Raw genomic sequence first — 19,807 nt, forward strand, 5'->3', positions numbered from 1 at the left:
AAAGGCTCTCTCAGGTATTATTTGATTATAAATGTTAAATAGTATATTAGTTTCTTAGAAAAGTATAATAAGCATGAAGTTCGGACAAGCCACCATTAAGGATATTGCCAGAGAGTTGAACATATCATCTTCTACTGTATCTCGGGCACTAAAAGATTATCCAGGGATCAGTGATGAAACCAAAGCTAAGGTCAAGGAACTAGCAAAAAAGCTTAATTACCGACCCAATGCGGTGGCTTTAAGTCTGCGAAAAAGCAAGTCACTCACCATTGGGGTGATTATTCCTGAGGTGGTTCACTTCTTCTTCAGCACCGTCATCAGTGGAATAGAGGAGGTCGCTTATGCTCATAACTATAATGTCATCCTCTTGCAGACCAACGAAAGTGAGGAACGCGAAAAGGCAGCTATAGATACCATGATGCGTAATCAGATCGATGGGCTCCTGGTGAGCTTCTCCAAGGACACCACCGACTTCAGCCATTTCAAGGATCTGATGGACTATAATTATCCTATCGTTTTCTTTGACCGCTTACCGGCTCTGGCAGATACTGTGAATGTGGTGGTAAATGACTTTAGTGGCGCTTATCAAGCTACCACGCACCTTATAGAGCAAGGCTATCGAAATATCATGCATCTCGCGGGCCCTGAAAACCTCACCATCAGCAAAGAACGTAAAAAAGGATATATTAAGGCATTGGAGGAAGCAGGCCTACCCATCAGAGAAAAATGGATCATCCCCTGCCCTCTAGGCACCTCCGAGGAAAGCCAGCGGCTTACGGAGCCTATCCTCGCCGCTGAGGAAAGACCCGATGCCGTATTTGCCTCCAACGATGTGGCGGCTGCGGGCGCCATGATGGCCGCCAAAAAACTAGGCTTGAAACTACCTAAGGAATTTGGGGCTGTGGGTTTTAGCAACTGGCAATTCTCTTCCATGATCGAGCCTCCCCTATCCTCGGTATCACAACCTGGCTTTGAGATGGGCGAAAAGGCTGCTCAACTGCTCCTGCAGATGATAGATAGCCAAAGCTCAGAAGCTTTCCAAGCCAAAACTGAGGTCCTTGACACAGGGTTAATTGTCCGAAAGTCATCGCTCAAAAACTCATAAGAACCCTATACCATTTTTAGGCGATGGTATAATTAGACTTTTTCGACTAGCACCAATCCACTTTCTACCTAATACTGCTATTACTTATTTGCACTATCTGGTGGAAACCAGCTTTTCCGTTGGCTATATCGCAAGCATTTCTGCTCGGGTGTTTGCCACGTGTCCGGTAGCTGCTCAATGGCTGAGCCAGAAGAATAATGAAAAAATAGTAGAATTTTGAAATTTATTGATATTTCTATGCACACGATTGAACAAGCGCTCAGATGATGATTTAGGGCTTATAGTGGTCATATAGAGGGATTATCCCCTTCTTCATAATTTTTTACTTAGGATTTCCTTTATAAATTAGCTGCATATTACCTGTCATTATGCAAGCTGTCCGTCACCAGCCAAACACATTACAGGTGCTTGCCCCTCTCTTTGATCCTACCTCAGCCTGCCTATCGGCACTGGCAGGGAGGGCAGCTAAATTTATGCATTTTGAACACACTATAAACTCAACCCAAATGACTACTGTATCCAACCCAGTAAATCATACGCAAAATAGAACTGCCGGAAAGGTCCTCTCCTGGAGCAAAACTTCCTTCGGAATTAAGGGGAAAACTGAATTAGGGAATTTCGAAATATCCACCTATGCCGATAGCACCATTCGAGTGCGCATGAGCCGTATGGATGAGTTCAGCCCAAACCCCTACAGTGTAATCGCCGAAGAGCAAGCCTGCATTCACTCCTTAGAGGAAATAAATCAGCAACTGGTAATTAAAACCGGGAAAATAATTCTGGTTTTAAATTTAAATCAATGGGCCATTAAGTTTATGGACCATGATGGGAATGTCCTTAATGAGGATGATCCTTCCTTTGGCATCTCATGGCTGGGCACAGAGGTCACCAATTATAAAAAACTTCAAGACGGCGAAAAATTCATAGGCCTTGGGGAGAAGACCGGCGGCCTCAACCGTGCTGGCCAGGCATTCACCAATTGGAACACCGATTATTTTGCCTACGGCACCTCTGATGATCCCTTATATATGTCCATTCCATTTTATATGGGCATTCATCATCAGAAGGCTTACGGGATTTTCATGGACAATACATATAAGTCCGTCTTTAACTTTGGGGCGTCCAATAGGCGTTTTTCTTATTTTTCGGCGGATGATGGAGATATGGATTATTATTTCATCCATGATGACACGATTAGCAAAATCATCTCTGCTTATTCCCATCTCACGGGAACGATGGAGATGCCTCCACTATGGTCATTGGGCTATCAGCAATGCAGGTATTCCTACTATCCAGAGTCTGAGGTAAAGACATTAGCACAAACCTTCCGTGACAAGGATATGCCAGCTGACGTCATCTATCTGGATATCCATCATATGGAAAATTATAAGGTATTCACCTTTGACAAAAAGAATTTTCCCGATCCAAAATCGCTAATCCAGCACCTAAAAGCCAAGGGCTTCAGGGTGGTAGTCATAATGGATCCAGGCATTAAGGTGGAGAAAACATACGAGCCCTACCAGGAAGGGGAAGCGCAAAATCTCTTCGTAAAATATCCCGACGGAGAAATCTATGAGGGCCAGGTATGGCCTGGATGGTGTGCTTTTCCTGATTTCACCGCAGAGAAAACCCGCATATGGTGGGCTGAGAAGATGGCCTATTATACCGATCTGGGCGTAGATGGATTTTGGACCGACATGAATGAGCCGGCCTCATGGGGTCAGCACACCCCCAATCTTATAAATTTTGACTATGAAGGCGAGCAGGTAAGTCATCGAAAAGCCAGAAATATCTATGGCATGCAGATGGCCCGAGCGGCACAGGAGGGCGCAAAGCATCAAGGGCAGCAGCGGCCATTTGTCCTGACCCGAGCGGGATTTGCAGGCATTCAGCGGCACGCAGCCGCCTGGACCGGCGACAATGTCTCCAGTGAGGAGCATATGCTGGCTGGGATTCGCCTGGTCAATAGTCTTGGCATCAGCGGAGTACCTTTTGCGGGCTATGATGTTGGAGGGTTTTGTGGGGAAGCTAGCAAATCGCTCTTTGCGCGATGGATGAGTATAGCCACCTTCTCGCCTCTATTCAGAGCACATTCGATGATCAATAGCAATGATGCCGAACCATGGGCATTTGGGGAAGAGGTGGAAGAAATCGCCAAAACCTATATGAAATTAAGATACCGTCTATTGCCATTTATCTATGCGGCATTTAGGCAAAGTTCGCTTACCGGCCTGCCAATTGTAAAAAGTTTGGTGGTGGATTTCCCTTTCGACCATAAGGTCTTTGATGGAAGATTCGAAAATCAATACCTGTTTGGGGAATCATTATTGGTCATTCCCGTGGAAAGCACCAAGAATATCACCAAGGCCTACCTTCCTGAGGGCAATTGGTATCATCTATTTACTGGTGAGGCCTATGCTGGAAATCAGGAGGTGTATTTGGATTGCCCCATAAACTACCTTCCAGTAATGGTCAAAGGTGGAAGCATCATCCCTATGCAATCTGCCATAGCTCATACGGGGGAGACTCCAGAAAGCACTCTTTCTTTACATCTCTTTGCAGGCGAAACCACTGGTACTTTCCATTATTATGAAGATGATGGAAATAGCCTTGGCTATCAGAATGGGGATTATTTCCAAAGGAAAATCCATTTGGACAGCAAGCAATCCTTTGTGCATTTTGAAAAAGTGGAAGGAAGCTTCTCAAGTAAATTTGAGGAAATCGAATTGATTTTCCATGGATTTGACATCTCGGAGGCTTCGGTGGAAGATAGCGCTATTAATATAAGTCAGAAAGAAATAGCATTCCTGGATAAAATCTCAGATTTTGATCCTTTGCCTGATAATAGCTTGCCTTATTATACCTGCGGAAATAAATCCACTTTGCGGATTCCAAATAGTAAGGAAGCCTTTACCGTGAAATTTAACTAGATTAATAATTCCCTAACAGCTTCCTCTCGTCCTCATGGATGAGAGGGCTTTTTTTAACCCAAAAAAAAATAATGCAACCCAAAATAGAAAAGAAGAAACTGAGCTTTTGGCAAATCTGGAATATGAGTTTCGGATTTCTAGGAATCCAAATGGGATTTGCCCTTCAAAATGCCAATGCAAGCCGAATTCTCCAAACTTTCGGTGCTGATGTGGAGCATTTATCCTTGTTTTGGCTAGTAGCTCCCATTACCGGCATGATAATTCAGCCAATCATCGGTCATTATAGTGATCGCACCTGGACCAAACTAGGGCGAAGAAGGCCCTATTTCCTAGCTGGTGCCATCCTTGCAGCCATTGGCTTGATGCTAATGCCCAACGCCTCCCTCTTCGTAGCTTTCCTGCCTGCTTTATGGGTAGGAGCTGGTTTTCTAATGATTATGGATGCTTCATTTAATGTGGCGATGGAGCCTTTTAGAGCATTGGTGGCAGATAATCTCCCCACTGACCAACGCACCTTAGGCTTTGCGGTTCAGACTCTGCTGATAGGTCTGGGAGCAGTGATAGGTTCTTGGTTGCCTTATGTATTGACAGAATGGGTGGGATTATCCACCATCGCGGAGCAGGGCACAGTGCCTCAAAATGTCATTTGGGCCTTTATGATTGGTGCCACCATTCTGGTTGTGTCCATTCTGTGGACCGTACTGAGGACAAGCGAATATCCACCAGAAGAAATCGAAGCAAATGCCTCCTCCTCTTCCCTCCAAAAAGAAGGGCTTTCCAATATATTTAAGGACTTCGTCCAAATGCCGAAAGCCATGAAGCAACTTGGAGCGGTGCAGTTTTTTTCCTGGTTTGCCTTATTCTCCATGTGGGTATTTACCACCCCTGCTCTGGCCCAGCATGTATGGGGACTCCCAGCTACGGATAGTGCCAGTATTGAATTCAATGAGGCAGGAAACTATGTAGGTGTGATCTTCGGGGTCTATAATCTTGTATCGGCAGTATTTGCGATGGCCCTACCAGTTATTGCGGCCAAAATAGGTAGAAAATCTACTCATGCCATTTGTCTGATCGCAGGAGGGCTTGGCCTTATCTCCATGCTGTGGGTGAACAGCCCCGAGATGAAATGGATGCTTAACTTATCCATGATTGGGGTGGGCATAGCCTGGGCAAGTATCTTAGCCATGCCTTACGCTATTCTGGCAGGATCCATTCCTCCCCACAAAATGGGCGTATATATGGGTATCTTCAATTTCTTCATTACGGCACCTCAGATTCTCAATGGCTTTATTGGTGGCGCTATCGTAAAAAATCTCTATGGGGGTCAGGCGATGTATGCCATTGCCACCGCTGGTGTATTATTTATTATTGCAGCTGGATTTACCTTTTGGGTAGAGGATAAGGATGATGTAGTCGTTTCTATTGATACTCTCGAAAAGTGAAAATTATAGCTATTTAAAAATATTTATTGGCCTATTGGAAGTCCGGAAACTAATTTTCATGGATTTTTGATAGGTCAATTTTGCTTTTCTTACAAGTTCCATATCCTAGCCTTTCCTCACTCAGGACTTCTCACTTCCCCCTCATCAAAGAAACACTAGACTAGTTTCGAAAGGATTCACATCGAAATCAATAGATAGGTCAAGTTGGAAGGTACTTTAATTTTTCGAAACTTCTTTTTGAGTATTGGGATCTGGCTGAGGATTAATCGGGGCTGATTTGGGAAGGGTGAAATGGAATGAACTTCCTTTGCCCACGGTACTATCCACCCAAATTTCACCTCTATTTTTGAGGACAAAATCTCGGCTTAGCATCAAGCCCAGGCCAGTTCCCTTTTCCTTATTCGTCCCAAAAGTGGTGAAGGATTCACTCGAAAAGATTTTTTTAAGATTTTCTTGGGGAATCCCTACTCCTGAATCTTTTACAATTACTTCCACGTTGTCTTGATGATCACTAAGGTAGAATTCTATTTCCCCATCCTGCTCACAGAATTTTATAGCATTGCTTAGTAAATTGCGAATGACCAATTGGATCATATTCTGGTCGGCATATACCAGGGTTTTTCCTGGTGAATGGAAGCTGACGCTCACCTTTTTCTTTTCGATAGAAGTCCCAAACAAGGAAATTACTTTCTCAATTTCTCCTCCTATATTAAATTCCACGCAGCTCATATGCTCTCCGGAAATTTGTGATTTTGCCCATTCCAGGAGGTTTTCGATGAAGCCGGATACATGCTTGATATTCTGAGAGAATTCCGGCAACATATTTCTGAATTCCTGATCAGAGACCCACCCAGACTGGACCATATCCAAAAACTGAGTAAGTGAGCCAAGGGGATTTTTGAGGTCATGAGAAAGAATGGAAAGTAACCTGTCCTTAGTTAAATTTAGATTCTTCAATTCCGAAGCTTGTTTCTCAAGTCTATTTTGATCCTTCCTGTACTGGGTAATATCCTTCATAAGAATTAACCTACCTTCATAAGGATGTTTTCCCTCATCGAAGAGCTTACAAGTTGCCTCAAAAACCATGTTTTTACCTCCTACAACCACCTCCAACTCACAATTCATCTCTTTGTCGGTACTTACCATTTCCACCCAACTGGTGGAGTCCAGGCCTAATTTGGAGAAATTAAAACCTGTCACCTGACCGGAGGATTTCCCCACTATGTTTAGCATATAGGGATTAATATCGACCACCCTATTGAATCGGTCGAGCACCAACATCCCATTCTTCATGGAATCGACCACCTTATTCCGAGCTATGGGCCTCAAGTCAAAAAGTCGTAATTCATAAAAACCGAAAATAATAATAACACAGGCGATCATAAAAGCATGTGGCGTGGGATCCAGGCTATTGAAAGGGCCCACCTGGAATACTACCAAAATATTTGCAATCCATGGTACGAGGGTTCCCAGCAAAATAATAAAGGTTTGTTTCTTATACATTCCTTCGGTAGTCCGAAATCGCCGAAACAGCAGGAAGACCCCTAGTCCCATGGACAGATAAAAGTATGTGGTATGAATAATATACCAAGGCCCCTTGGCGGTTAGTAAGCCATAAACCCCATTAAACTCATAGATATGTGCATCCTGATAATGCAGATGGTGGAGCGAATTAGTCCAGACCATGGCCAGGCTGATTACCGGAAAAATAAACTGTACCACAATCCATTTCCTGGTCAGCCACTGATCTTTACCAACAAATCTCAGGGTAAATAATAGCCAGAAGACCGGAACCGTCACTATCCCCAAATATTCTATATTGAGGACAAACATCACGGCCTCTAAGTCACTCATTCCCACAATGATACCCTGACACGCTGACCATACGGCCACTGATATCATCATTCCACCAAACCACCGTACTTCCTTACTAAACCTACTAAAAAGCATGGCCGCTAGTAACAGGAGAACTACAGCAAATATTAACAGTGATAAAGAAAAACTACTGAGAGTGAACTCCATGCCATTATATTATACTTCCAAATTACTAAAATAGTAATTCTATTCTTAAACTGGTCATTTTATTTATGGTTTAAAGTCAGCAAACTCATTTATAAAACCTTATTATTGAGCAATATAAACTGTGTATTTACGAAATCAAGAAGTAACTATTTGTAAATCAACTAAATAGTAAGCCCTTTAAAATCAGCTTATTCAATTATCTAATTTTCCCTATTAATTTTTAAGGAGTAATAATTACCAATAAGATTTTTATAAGTGTATGCTCCCGCTGAACTATTTAGCTGGGGCTGGATTAAGGGTGATAAAGGAAGCCTGGTAATCAGGATTAACTTAACAATGACCATCCATGATGCGGCTGATAGGCATATTTTCGCCTGGGAGCTGTGATTATGATGGTATTGTTATAGAGAAAGGCCAGGTAATCTTAAGAAGTAGCCCTATAAACTTTGGAATGATTTATATATACTCTGTATCTTTAGGTCATGAAAAAAATCCGCATTATAGGAGTTCCTGAACACTTCAATTACCCCTGGATTCGCTTGGTAGAAAAACAAGCTATCCCAGGCTACGAACTGGAGTGGACAAATGAATCTAGAGGCTCCGGCGCCATGAATAAGGCGCTTAGAGAAGATGAGGCTGATATAGCGATTATCCTGACCGAAAGTTATATAAAAGATAAAATTGAGGGTAACCCAGGGCTGATGATAGGTTACCATGTAAGGTCTCCATTGACATGGGGGATCCATGTGCCTGCTCAGTCTGCAGTACAGACGGTAGAGGACTTAAGGGGCAAGCCATTTTTGATTAGCCGATATGGATCAGGATCACATTTAATGGCTTTTGTGCTTGCGCAAAAACACAATTGGGAAGGTCAGGAATTAAAGTTTGAAGTGGTCGGGAATATGGATGGAGCCTTGGACTCCTTCAAAGACCAAGAGGCTAAGGCTTTCCTATGGGAAAAATATACCACCAAGCCATTAGTTGATCAGGGTCATTTCCGAAGAGTTGGAGAGATTCCTACGCCCTGGCCTTGCTTCGCAATAATAGCGCAGCAAAAGCTGGTGAATGAACAGCCGGAGGTACTCCAAATGGTCCTCAAAGAACTCTATAAGGAGTCAAAAGCAATCTCCTCCCTACCAGAACTTTCTAGCCTATTGAGTGAGCAGTACCAAATACAGCAAGCAGATATAGAAGCTTGGCTGCTACAGACCCAATGGGCAGAATCCTCTGAAGTATCGCGTGAGTCTCTTAGCAATACCGTCGATACCCTATTTGACTTGGGGCTGATTTCAGAAAAAATCTCAGCCGAGGATTTAGTCTCCACCACTTTGGTAAGCCTAAAATAAGGAGTAAAAAAAGCGCTCTGCAGATGAATGGTGCAGAGCGCTTTTTTTTAGTTCTAAAACTTAAGCCCTATTTCCAGTCTTACCTTGGTTTAGAAACCCAAGAGAATTGGAAGTAGAAATCAATTTTAAGTTGCTATTATCTGAGGATTTTTATTTTTCAGTTTCAGCTTTCTTTACCAAATCCCCTTCTTTGAGACCTTTGCTTACGACGAAATAAGGGCCAGCAATGATCTCTTCACCTTCTGAGAGTCCTTCAATAATTTCTATATTTTCAAAATCAGAGATTCCCGTTTTTACCTTTTTTTGTTTAGCAACATTTCCATCGAGCACATAGACCAGTTCTTGCAAGTCACTATCCAGATTGGTGGTATCCACACGGACTTCTTCACGAGTGGTCACAGAAGCTAGGGGAACAGAAAGGATATTTTCTTTCTTTTCGGTAATGATCTCCACAGAAGCGGTCATGCCAGGGCGGAAGGGGTACTTATTTTCTTTAGTAATCAAATCCCTGTACGATTCATTGACCACTCGGATTTTCACTTCAAATTCGGTTACGGCATCCTGGCTTGCTTTTTCATTGGCGGAGTTGGCAATGGAGGTCACGACACCAGTGAATTTTTTGCCGGTATGGGAATAGGCATCCACCTCGATAATAGTGGTGTCGCCAATGGATAGCCTTACGATATCATTTTCATTGACATCTACACGGACCTCCATTTTATTTAAATCTGCAATTCTCAACATTTCGGTACCCGCCATTTGCTGAGTTCCTACCACTCTTTCTCCTTGTTCCACCAATAATTTAGAAACAATGCCGCCTGCTGGGGCAAAAACATTGGTAAGACGGAGGTTTTCATTGGCCTCATCCACTGATGCTTGGGAGCTTTTCACCACATATTCAGCAGCTTGCACAGATTGCTGGGAAGCTTTAAGGTCATTTTCGGCTGAGATATAATCGGCTCTAGCCTGCTCATATTCAGCATCCGATATTACTTTAGAGTCATATAAGCTTTCATTTCTGGTAAATTCTAGCTTAGATCTATCAAACTGGGCCTCGGAGCGTTTTAGGTTGGCAATAGCTTGCGCCAAGTTCGCTTTTTGCTGATTATAATTTGCCTTCATTCTGTCCAATGCAGAGATGAAGTTGTCAGGTCGGATTTTCACCAAAAGGTCATCTTTCTGCACAGAATCTCCTTCTTGGACATTAAGTTCAATGATTTCCCCTGCCACATCAGGACTGAGTTTAATTTCTATTTGAGGCTCTATGACACCTGAGGCACTTACCTTCTCTACTATAGTTTTCTTGCTAGCAGATTTTATTTCCACCTCAGTTTCGGGAGCGCCCCCAACTAATCCTGTAGCTTTACCGATGACGATTAGGACGACAAGCGCACCTACAACTCCCAGGAGAATATATATTAATTTATTTGATTTTTTCGTAGCCATGATATTGTCCATTATAGGGTTAAGGGGTTGCCTAGATAAAAGTCGAGTACTTTAACTCGGAAAATGTATTCGTATTTTGCTTGCAGCAGGTCTGCCTGGGCACTGAAAAGGTTATTTTGTGCAATTTGGAAGTCAACTGCATTGATCACCCCAATTTCAAATCTCTTCTGCGCCATTCTGAATGACTCTTCTAATGAGGTGACCCTGATGGTCGAAGACTCATAAGACTGCTTAGAAGCAATAGCATTGGTATAGGCAGTTTCGATATCCTGTCTCAACTGGTTTTTCACTTCCTGTTGGGCTATTTCACTTATATACTGTTGCACTCTTGCTCGCTGTAGGTTAGCCGTATTCCTTCCATTGCTAAAGATAGGAATACTCATATTAATCCCTGCCCCTTCCGAATGGTTTCCTGTAAATTCATTCCAGAAAGGTGGAGCTGGTGAAGAATAATCATGCACATAATTTGTCCCGATATTAGCCCCTAAACTAATCGATGGATAAAAAGCTCCCTTCGCTATTTTCACTCCATATTCGGCACTCTCCGCACCCAAAGCAGCGGCCTTTACTTCCGGCATGATACCTTCTGCCACAGAGAATATCTCATTTGCATCCTCACTATTGATCATGAAATCCGCCACCTCAAGCTCCGGAACGGACACATCAAAATCATCATCAAAAGGCAATTGCATGGCTTGAGATAAGTTAAGCTTTGCTATTCTTAAGTTATTAATAGCATTAACAAGGTCTAGTGCACTAGTCGCATTTTGCGCTTCCAGGTCCAACTGATCCGCCATGGGCAAGGAACCTGCATCAACCAATTTTCGAGTACGGTCCAATTGTTGGCTGGTTGTTTCAGCTTGAGCTTCAGCCACACCTATCTGCTCTTTGGCAAAAACAACATTTACAAAAAGGTTGACTATGTTCAAGCTAATATTATTCCGCGTTGCTTCAGTATCGAGCTCACCTGCTTTTAAGTCTGTCTGTGCCTGATTGATGGAATTCGATATCTGTCCTCCTGCAAATAAACTCATATTGGTGCCTGCACTGAAACCTGCACTACCAAATTGATGAATAGAAACCACATCAGTCACGGGATTAATCGACCGACCCCAGTTTCCTCGATAAGAAGACGATACCGATAATGAGGGATACCGCTGCATTTTCATCTCCTTTAATCTGGTCTCATTATTGGTTTGATTGAGCAGGGTTCGCTGCAGTTCAAGATTATTTTCTAACCCTATCTGAATGCATTCCTCCAACGTCATGGAAGTAATATCTTGCGAATTCACTTGAAATATAATGCCTATATAGATAAGCAATAAGGTAAAAAGTCCTTTATTCATAATGTATAGCTATAAGTCAATGTCAGGTATATATATAATTTCATGTATCCAATTAATGCTTTTTAGATAGGCAATGGTAATAGGATTTAAGCCAGAATCCATCTCAATCACATGGCAGGCTAAATCTCTTTTCCCCTTACGGGAGACCGACATGGTGGCAATATTTGCCTGCTCCTGAGCTAGGATACTTGTAATAAAGGCTATGGCCCCAGAGACATCATCAGCCTTGATAATCAGCGTATGCTCCTGAGCGGAAAAATCAGCTATAAATCCATCGTATGCCTTGATATTGATCAGGCCTCCACCTAGACTCTCGCCAATTACCTCCACATTACGCTCTCCCTTAGTCAAATTTAATTTTATCGTATTGGGGTGATAAACAGAAGCATTTCCAACTGACCTGAAGGTATAATCCAAACCGGCCTCTTCTGCTAAGCTAAGAGAGTCTTTTATCCTTTTATCATCTGTTTTGAAATCTAATAATCCTCCGATAATCGCTCGATCACTTCCATGCCCCTCGTAGGTCCGTGCAAAGGAATTATAAAAGGTAATGGTTGCCTGATCCGGAACTCCTCCTAACACCCGAATAGCAGCCCTCGCTATCCTCACCACCCCCGCAGTATGCGAAGAAGATGGGCCTATCATAACCGGTCCAATCATATCAAAAACACTACTCTTTCTTGCCATATTTGGGTTTTACTCTTCAATCATAATGCTAGAATTCGTGATTTGAATCCTAAAAAGGATATACTAAATTTGATTTATAAGAGGTCAAATCAAGATCCCCCATCCAAAATCCCTCTTAGGCACGTTTCAGAGCATAAGTTAGGAATTATAAAGCAATATGTATTTTAAAATGAGAAGAATTAATATTAATCGATTTATTTTGTAGAATTATTCAAGCACCATAAGTAATCAATTTCCAAAACTGCCCAATAGCGCACAGTAGATGTCCGATTTTAATACAGTATTTGAAAAACTACCCCTTAGCAATGCGTTCATACCCGGAGCCACCAACCCTCTAAACAGAGGCCTGTATTTCGGCGATGGATTATTCGAAACCATGATTTTTATGAATGGGGAAATTAGATTTTCCGCCGGACATCAACAGCGCATAAACCATGGGCTGGAAGTCCTTAAATTCAACACAAAGTCCATAAGTAAAATTACTGAAATAGAGCGCTTTCTAAGGTCACATTATGGAATCCATACTTCGCTGCGCATACGGTGGAATATTGTACGTTCTGGAATGGGGAAATACACACCACAGGAAAATCTCAGCTATGAAACCCTCCACTGCCAGGACATTACACTAGGACCAAAAGCAAAAATGGAGGCCTATATCAGTGAGACCGTCACCATAGGGCCTTCACCATGGGCTTCATGCAAAACTCTAAATGCCTTGCCCTATGTCATGGCAAATATTGAACGTCAGGAAATGGAAATGGATGAGGTGATCCTTACTACTCCTGATGGCCATCTTTCCGAGGCGGGCAGCGCCAATATATTCTGGCAGGAAAAAGACACCTTTTATACTCCCAGCCTAAAGGCTAATTGTATCGCTGGTGTGGGAAGGAAAGTATTGATAGACTTCCTCAGAATCAATGGACTGGATATCAAAGAAGGCCTTTATGCTCCCCAAGACCTGCTAAAAGCCGATAAAATATTTACCACCAATATCACTGGCACCAGCTATATCAAAAAAATCATGGGAAGGGAGTTTTCTATTACCCCCATTCCCATGATCGAAAGGATATTTAAAATATAAAATCGAAAATAGCTCCCTAAAGGCTACTTCGCCTTTACCTCCTAGCAGCTTCGAGCCAATATTGAGGCATCAATCAGCCCAGGAATTATATATAAAGTGGTCATTTAAGATTGATTATTATCTCTGGATGGTCCACAGCTATTCATTATGTATGGAATCAGACCGAAACGGCTGCCTTGATATGGGGATGCGGATCATAATTCACCAATTCGAAATCTTCAAATTTGAACCCGAAGATATCCTTAATATTAGGATTAATTTTCATGGTAGGAAGTGGTCGGCACTCTCTGGAAAGCTGAAGATTTGCTTGGTCGATATGATTGGTATAAAGATGTGCATCACCGAAAGTATGTATAAAGTCCCCAGGCTCCAGGTCACATACCTGAGCGATCATCATTGTAAGCAAGGCATAGGAAGCGATATTGAAAGGCACTCCTAAGAATACATCCGCACTGCGCTGATAGAGCTGGCAGGAAAGCTTCCCGTCGGCCACATAAAACTGAAACATCGTATGACATGGAGGCAAAGCCATATGGTCCACATCGGCCACATTCCAGGCACTGATAATATGTCTTCTTGAATTAGGATTCTTTTTGATCTGCTCGATGAGCTGAGTAATCTGATCTATCTCTCCCCCTTTCCCATCTGGCCAATGGCGCCACTGATAACCATACACTGGCCCAAGATCACCATTTTCATCCGCCCACTCATCCCATATCCGCACCTTATTTTCTTTGAGATACTCTATATTGGTATCGCCATCCAAAAACCACAGCAGTTCATAAATTATAGATTTGAGATGAACCTTTTTGGTGGTTACCAATGGAAATCCCTCTTTCAAGTCAAACCTCATCTGGTACCCAAAGACGCTGGTCGTGCCAGTGCCTGTGCGGTCCCCTTTGGTGACTCCTGTATCTAGTATATGTTGAAGTAATTGATGGTATTGTTTCATGATATCTTTCGTATTTTCTCCCCTACAGCTATGCTTAAATAATATTTAAAGCTTGCTCTTTGATTTTCTCAAGCTCATCTTTCATTACGATGACATGCCTTTGGATAGCAGCATCATTCGCCTTGGAGCCGATCGTATTGATCTCTCTTCCTATTTCCTGGCTAATGAATCCCAGCTTCTTACCTTGGCTGCTTGCCGCATCCATGATCTTCTGGAAGTAATCCAGGTGAGTCGATAATCGTACAATCTCCTCGGTAATATCCAACTTCTCAAAATAATATATCAACTCCTGCTCAAAACGATTTTCGTCGAAGGAATTTTCCTCCATCCACTCCTTAAAGTTATTGCGCACCCGACTTTTTATTCTTTCCTTACGTTTGGGCTCTTCTTCCTGGATGCTTGTCAGACCATCACGTATGATTTGAAGGTTTTCCTTGAACTTATGATAGAGTGTGTCTCCTTCATCTTTTCTGAAACCATCACAGTTTTTAGCCGCCTCAACAATGGTTTTTTTGACCATTTCCCATTCCTCAGGATCATCGCTTTTCTCAGAAATAGAGGTAACCACATTGGGTGCCTGCAGGGCCATCCGGAAGATGTCATTGCTCTCCTCCACGCCTACTTGTGAGCCCATCAGTTTATAGGTGCTAAAGTAAGTTTCAAACAGGCCTTGATTGATACTCACGGGTAATTCAGAACTATCTTTGGAGGAGAATTCAATATTCAGGTTTACTTTTCCACGCTCCAATACATCTGACACTAAGGCACGAACTTCAATCTCACGATCAGAAAACTGCCTTGGGCTTCTTAGGTTTAGGTCTAGAAATTTGGAGTTTAGCGTTTTTATTTCGGCGCTAATGATATAGCGTTCATTTTCAAAATTGGCTATACCATAGCCGGTCATGGATTTTATCATGAGGCAAACTTAATGATTTCCGATTAATTTTTAGAAGTTATAACCCAGGGTAACATAAAACTTAGGGTCTTGAACCTGATAGTTTCGTATCGGCCAAGCGGTGTCAAATTTGATATAATAGTTTAAAAGCACCGTTCTAAGCCCTGCACCATAACTCTGTAACCAAGGGTTATTAAAGTTGTTGAGGGTAATATTGAAGGGAGACCCTTCGGTATCGATCACTTCGGTATTTTGATCATTGATCCTCTCCCACGGGGCGGCACTATCCCAGGAAGATCCTGCATCATAGAAGCCCACCAATTGGAAGTTCTTGATAAAATTAGAGGCTATATTCCCTCTAGAAAGATACGAAAACAAGGGAATCCGAAGTTCTGCAGAGAAGGTCACCACATTCCTGCCGCGGATTTCATCGTAATCGTAACCTCGAAGGTCTACAAATTCCGCAAATAAGATATTGGAATTTTCTACCCCAGTCGGATTCCTGACTGGAGAGGACTCAGGCCTATTGGCTGGCGGCTCATGGAATTCATTAAACAACCAATTTTTCATCCCTCCTACCATATACGTCTGAGGATTATTTCCCATAAAAGAGCCAATAAATAACTTGGTGGCAAAGGTGATATTCTTATGGACTTTCTGATAGTTTCTAAAGTCTAAATAGAAATTACTGAAGGAACGATCTCCTTCATTTATTCCTTGATAATGCTTAAAGCCAATCTTTCCCTTGAAGCCCTGCTCCTGGTGAAGCCCCAGCAGGGTGGTTTTATCGACTACCAGCTCTGCTTTTCCACCAATATAATTGACATCAAAACGGTTGTCGATTCCCTCACTTCCATAAATTAAGGAATCAGGATTTAAGTTAAAATACTGCGTTTTGGCAAAGAATGGAGCAATAGTAAATCGGGACTGCTCGGAAAATGGATAAGAGAACCCTAGCTCGGTCTTGGTAAGTACATACCGCTGATAAGTCTCTGTTTCCTCCGCGATCACCAAGGCCCTGCGGTCAAACCTAGCCCTTATATCTATCCTTCCTTTCAGGTATTCATATTCAAAGTAAATATCACTTCCAGATCTGAAGTCCAATGGCGTCATGATACCTCCAGCAAAGACATGGTTATTGAGCAATTCGGACATTTTACCCTCGATATTAAGACCAAAGCCTCGTAATGGATCCACTGCAAAGGTGGTCCTTAGACTATTGGTCTGCACCTGTGGGCTATACATTTGAGGCCCGCGAACCGGGTTTTGAAGGTTTTGCTTTCTATAGGCCTCCAATACGTCACTTCTGCCGAGAGTCCTACCTGCATTCTGCGGCCTTTCCTGCGACTGTGGCGAAGGAATACTGTCGAATACATACTGATTGGTATTGATCCCTCCCTGATGCTCAAACCTTAGCCTGTCCACATTGATGCTTGTCGTGGAATTGGTAGTGGGAGGAATGGAGTCTAATGGCTTGATATCATTCTTAGGTAAAGAGACCGCAGGAACAGCCTCGGAGGTCTTATCCTCCTGGGCATTGTCTAGTCTCCTTGCGGCAAGCCTCTCATTTAGTTTTTTTGCTTGGTTCAATTGTACCCGCGGTGTGCCGGGAGTAAACTGATCCAAATTAGGGAAGTTTTCGACCACCAACATAGACCCTGTTCCCTCTTTGAAAGCATAGGCCCATTTATTTACTCGAGGAGAAAAGTCAAAGCTCTCCACACTGGTATTAAAAGCTGAAACCTGGCTGGATACCTCACTTCCCAAGCCATATCGCATGACATTGACGATACCACTTTGGTCACTGAGGTGAAGCACAAAATTCTGGTTCATCAGCCTGGGCATAAAATTCCGGGAATTCATATTCGTCAGCTGCGTGGTCACGATGCTGTCTCCAAGATCAATTTTGTAAAGGTTGAAATAATCCGGCAACTCCCTTACGTCAGGCGTACGCGTGAGCACACTATCAGGAAGGTCGGTGCGATTGGAAGAATAAATGATAGTGGTATCATTTACAAAAACCGGTGATATATCATCAAACACATCATTGGTCAGTCGTCTGCCGGTTCCTCGTAAGTTAAGGGTATAGATGTTGGTTCTGCCATTAGACATGGCCGAAAGGACCATCGTTTTCCCGTTGGGAGAGAAATTCAGAGAGTTGATCTGAGTGATATTTCGTAAGAAAATTTTATCCTGAGCACTCCCATCAATACTTCGCATCCTCAAGGTGGTAAGACCTCTCTTATAAGTAGCAATGGTGAGGTTTAGCGTATCCCTCCAGGCAATTACCGGACTGGTCAGATTGGCCTCTCTATCCTCACTTGCAGAGCCTCCTCTAAAGATAGTGACCTCATTATTTGTGGATAGCTCCCTAACGATCACCTTAAATTTGCCGCCATTATTCAGCACATAGGCCAGATTTTTGGCATCGGGGCTAAACTTGACATCATTGATAGCTCCTTCGACATTCTTTTTGGTGCTGGCGATGACCTCCTCATAGTCAGGATCTTTGAAGCTAGTAAACACGGGTTCGTTTACAGTGGAATAATATTCTCTCCACTGCTCTTCAAAGCCCTTAAAGCTTAGTCCCAGCGTATTGGCAATGCTATTTTCTTCATTTCTATTAATTCGGCTGAGGTTAAGAATGCTGGAGATATACCGCTTTCCATATTTCTGCCCCACAAAATTCCATATGGACTGGCCCACCAGAGCGGCTTCCTTTTGATTTAGCTTATAGAGTTTTGGCTTTTGATTGTCTTTGAGGTAATGACGGACATAATCATCCATCTCCATACTCCAACCCTTGGAGAGATATAATGCGGCTCCGTCGATAAACCACTCGGGAAAACTGTTTACTAAATTGGACTGAAAAGCATCGGCAATGGTGCTTCCATAGAGCATTTCTTCCAAAATCACCTTGATGGTTTTATGCACTAACTCTTCTTTAAAAGAGGCCCAGTCACCAGTATAAGCTGCTTCAGCTAATAATTTGGAGAAAAATGTTTCGCCATTGACGGTATAATTATTTTCATTGAGGTTGAGATTGCTTTCCAGCAGCTCCTCCTGACTATTATAGATGAAGATTTTTGGTTTGGTATAGGCCACATAGCCCACCATCTGGGTGATTCGCTCAAATTCATTTTCTAGGTAATCAATGGCCATGCGGGCATTGTCTCTGCCTCCACCGTAATAATATACTTCAAAGTTATTAGAGGAAAAAAAATACCATTCAAACTCATGGTGCTGAACCCTGTTTTTGCCAAATTGCTCCTGATCAAATTGGGCTTGCGCAGAAGTAAGCCCTCCAATCCAGCAAATAAGTAAACAAACTAAGCGTATTTGTATCTTCATTGAATCGAATAATAGTCTTAAATCTAAATATAATTAAAAAATCGACTTATGTTAACATCTTTTTCAGGTTCAATGTCTTCAATTAAAAGTCGAAGCATCATTTTACTGAAGTAAGGAACTAAAGAAACTCCCTTGGCACCAAAGCCATTGAAAATATAAACGCTTTCTTCCTCCGGATGTTTTCCTAAAAACGGTTTTCTATCCTTTGTAGCTGGTCGTATGCCACTTTTATGACTAAGAATGCCCTGAACCTGACCTGGAACAATCTTCTCCAGCCGCTCCAACACTTCTTCCCTGCCCTGCTCCGTAGGGCCATCTTCCAAATCGTGCCAGCTATAAGTGGAGCCAACTCTGACCCTTCCGTCAGGCATGGTAATCCTGAATACGCCCCTATTGATAACATCTCTTGGCTGAAAATCACTGCTGATCTCAAGAATTTCTCCTTTCACGGGTGCGAATGGCAGCTTCCCAAAAAACGAACTTTTCATAGCCCCAAGACCATTGCAATAGATCAATTTTGAGAATTCTATATCCTTATACTCCCAATGGTCCTCTTTCTTTAGAAGAAATTCTTCATCGAATTCCTCCTCTCTAACTGCCTTATTTCTGGAGAGATGCTCCCGATAGCCGTCCATTAGGGTCGGCAGATCCAGGTAGCCAGAATTTTGAAGTAATATTCCCCCATGAGGGTTGTTCACTTCCGGGTAATAAGGCTGCATTTTCACCCCCTGAAGATAAGGTATCACCTCAGGCTCGCTACTTTTGCCCATCCACTCATTTTGTTCTTCCACTCCAAAAAAAGGCCTGTAAATACCAGCTGGATAGATAAAGGTCTTGGCAATAAGCTTTTCCAATTGGGAATAAAGCGGAATAATTTCCGGAAAAAGATCATCGGCTCTCCAGGTTTTGACCATTTTCCTTCCAGTGATGGGGTTATATAGGCCAGCAGCCACTCGGGTACTATTATTTTTAGCTGGGGTATCAAGGACCATAACCGTCTTTCCATCCTGCATAAGCTGGTAAGACAATACAGTGCCTGCAATCCCCTGACCAATGAGTAAAAAATCTACTTTCATACCCAAAATTAATTTCTTTCTTCGTTATTTTGACAGGAAAACAGATTTGATTATCCACTTTTCTGTATCTCGCTGTTCAATCCTCTGCTAATTAGGGGATCATGTCCTTGAACCAAAAACACTAATGC

At 42.6% G+C, this 19,807-nt stretch carries 13 protein-coding genes; 5 read left to right on the top strand and 8 right to left on the bottom strand.

The annotated features are described in order from the left end of the window. The first annotated feature begins 73 nt into the window (after positions 1 to 73). The 3 genes from B050_RS0113510 to B050_RS0113520 all read left to right on the top strand — a co-directional run bounded on the left by B050_RS0113510 (position 74) and on the right by B050_RS0113520 (position 5,477). Positions 74 to 1,105, top strand: a complete 1,032-nt coding sequence (locus tag B050_RS0113510) for a LacI family DNA-binding transcriptional regulator (RefSeq protein ID WP_018474467.1) — start codon at positions 74 to 76, stop codon at positions 1,103 to 1,105. A 506-nt stretch (positions 1,106 to 1,611) separates the two neighbouring features. Then, positions 1,612 to 4,035, top strand: a complete 2,424-nt coding sequence (locus tag B050_RS0113515; protein WP_044202522.1) for a glycoside hydrolase family 31 protein — start codon at positions 1,612 to 1,614, stop codon at positions 4,033 to 4,035. Positions 4,036 to 4,106: 71 nt separating this feature from the next. Beyond that, positions 4,107 to 5,477, top strand: coding sequence for an MFS transporter (locus tag B050_RS0113520; protein ID WP_044202525.1), 1,371 nt, complete (start codon positions 4,107 to 4,109; stop codon positions 5,475 to 5,477). Between the two features lie 216 nt (positions 5,478 to 5,693). Here B050_RS0113520 and B050_RS0113525 read toward each other — a convergent pair whose 3' ends face one another. Next, complete coding sequence (locus B050_RS0113525; protein ID WP_044202362.1) at positions 5,694 to 7,499, bottom strand: sensor histidine kinase; 1,806 nt, start codon at positions 7,497 to 7,499, stop codon at positions 5,694 to 5,696. A 482-nt stretch (positions 7,500 to 7,981) separates the two neighbouring features. On the opposite strand from B050_RS0113525, the gene B050_RS0113535 reads away from it, so the two are divergent. Beyond that, positions 7,982 to 8,845: a PhnD/SsuA/transferrin family substrate-binding protein gene (locus B050_RS0113535; RefSeq protein ID WP_018474472.1), complete on the top strand. Its 864-nt coding sequence runs from the start codon at positions 7,982 to 7,984 to the stop codon at positions 8,843 to 8,845. Positions 8,846 to 8,995: 150 nt separating this feature from the next. On the opposite strand, the gene B050_RS0113540 is transcribed toward B050_RS0113535, so the two are convergent. From B050_RS0113540 to sdaAB, 3 genes are read right to left on the bottom strand one after another with little or no spacing between them, the layout of a single operon-like run. Further along, positions 8,996 to 10,291 (bottom strand): efflux RND transporter periplasmic adaptor subunit, encoded by a 1,296-nt coding sequence (locus B050_RS0113540; RefSeq protein ID WP_026235882.1) that lies wholly within the window; start codon positions 10,289 to 10,291, stop codon positions 8,996 to 8,998. Positions 10,292 to 10,302: 11 nt separating this feature from the next. Beyond that, the gene (locus tag B050_RS0113545; protein ID WP_018474474.1) at positions 10,303 to 11,637 is read right to left on the bottom strand and encodes a TolC family protein; all 1,335 of its coding nucleotides are present in this window, start codon (positions 11,635 to 11,637) and stop codon (positions 10,303 to 10,305) included. Between the two features lie 9 nt (positions 11,638 to 11,646). Beyond that, positions 11,647 to 12,324 (bottom strand): L-serine ammonia-lyase, iron-sulfur-dependent subunit beta, encoded by a 678-nt coding sequence (sdaAB, locus tag B050_RS0113550; RefSeq protein WP_026235883.1) that lies wholly within the window; start codon positions 12,322 to 12,324, stop codon positions 11,647 to 11,649. Positions 12,325 to 12,586: 262 nt separating this feature from the next. On the opposite strand from sdaAB, the gene B050_RS0113555 reads away from it, so the two are divergent. Then, positions 12,587 to 13,405, top strand: coding sequence for an aminotransferase class IV (locus tag B050_RS0113555; RefSeq protein WP_018474476.1), 819 nt, complete (start codon positions 12,587 to 12,589; stop codon positions 13,403 to 13,405). A gap of 157 nt (positions 13,406 to 13,562) precedes the next feature. Here B050_RS0113555 and B050_RS0113560 read toward each other — a convergent pair whose 3' ends face one another. The 4 genes from B050_RS0113560 to B050_RS0113575 are packed head-to-tail and all read right to left on the bottom strand — an operon-like array spanning position 13,563 to position 19,679. Beyond that, positions 13,563 to 14,357, bottom strand: a complete 795-nt coding sequence (locus B050_RS0113560) for a thymidylate synthase (protein ID WP_018474477.1) — start codon at positions 14,355 to 14,357, stop codon at positions 13,563 to 13,565. A gap of 34 nt (positions 14,358 to 14,391) precedes the next feature. Further along, complete coding sequence (locus tag B050_RS0113565) at positions 14,392 to 15,273, bottom strand: YicC/YloC family endoribonuclease (protein WP_018474478.1); 882 nt, start codon at positions 15,271 to 15,273, stop codon at positions 14,392 to 14,394. A 30-nt stretch (positions 15,274 to 15,303) separates the two neighbouring features. Next, positions 15,304 to 18,603 carry a PD40 domain-containing protein gene (locus tag B050_RS0113570; protein ID WP_018474479.1) on the bottom strand — a complete coding sequence of 1,100 codons (3,300 nt, stop codon included), beginning with the start codon at positions 18,601 to 18,603 and terminating at the stop codon, positions 15,304 to 15,306. A gap of 23 nt (positions 18,604 to 18,626) precedes the next feature. Beyond that, complete coding sequence (locus B050_RS0113575) at positions 18,627 to 19,679, bottom strand: NAD(P)/FAD-dependent oxidoreductase (RefSeq protein WP_018474480.1); 1,053 nt, start codon at positions 19,677 to 19,679, stop codon at positions 18,627 to 18,629. Positions 19,680 to 19,807: the final 128 nt, after the last annotated feature.

It is taken from the genome of Echinicola pacifica DSM 19836, from assembly GCF_000373245.1.
Classification (GTDB): Bacteria; Bacteroidota; Bacteroidia; order Cytophagales; family Cyclobacteriaceae; genus Echinicola; species Echinicola pacifica.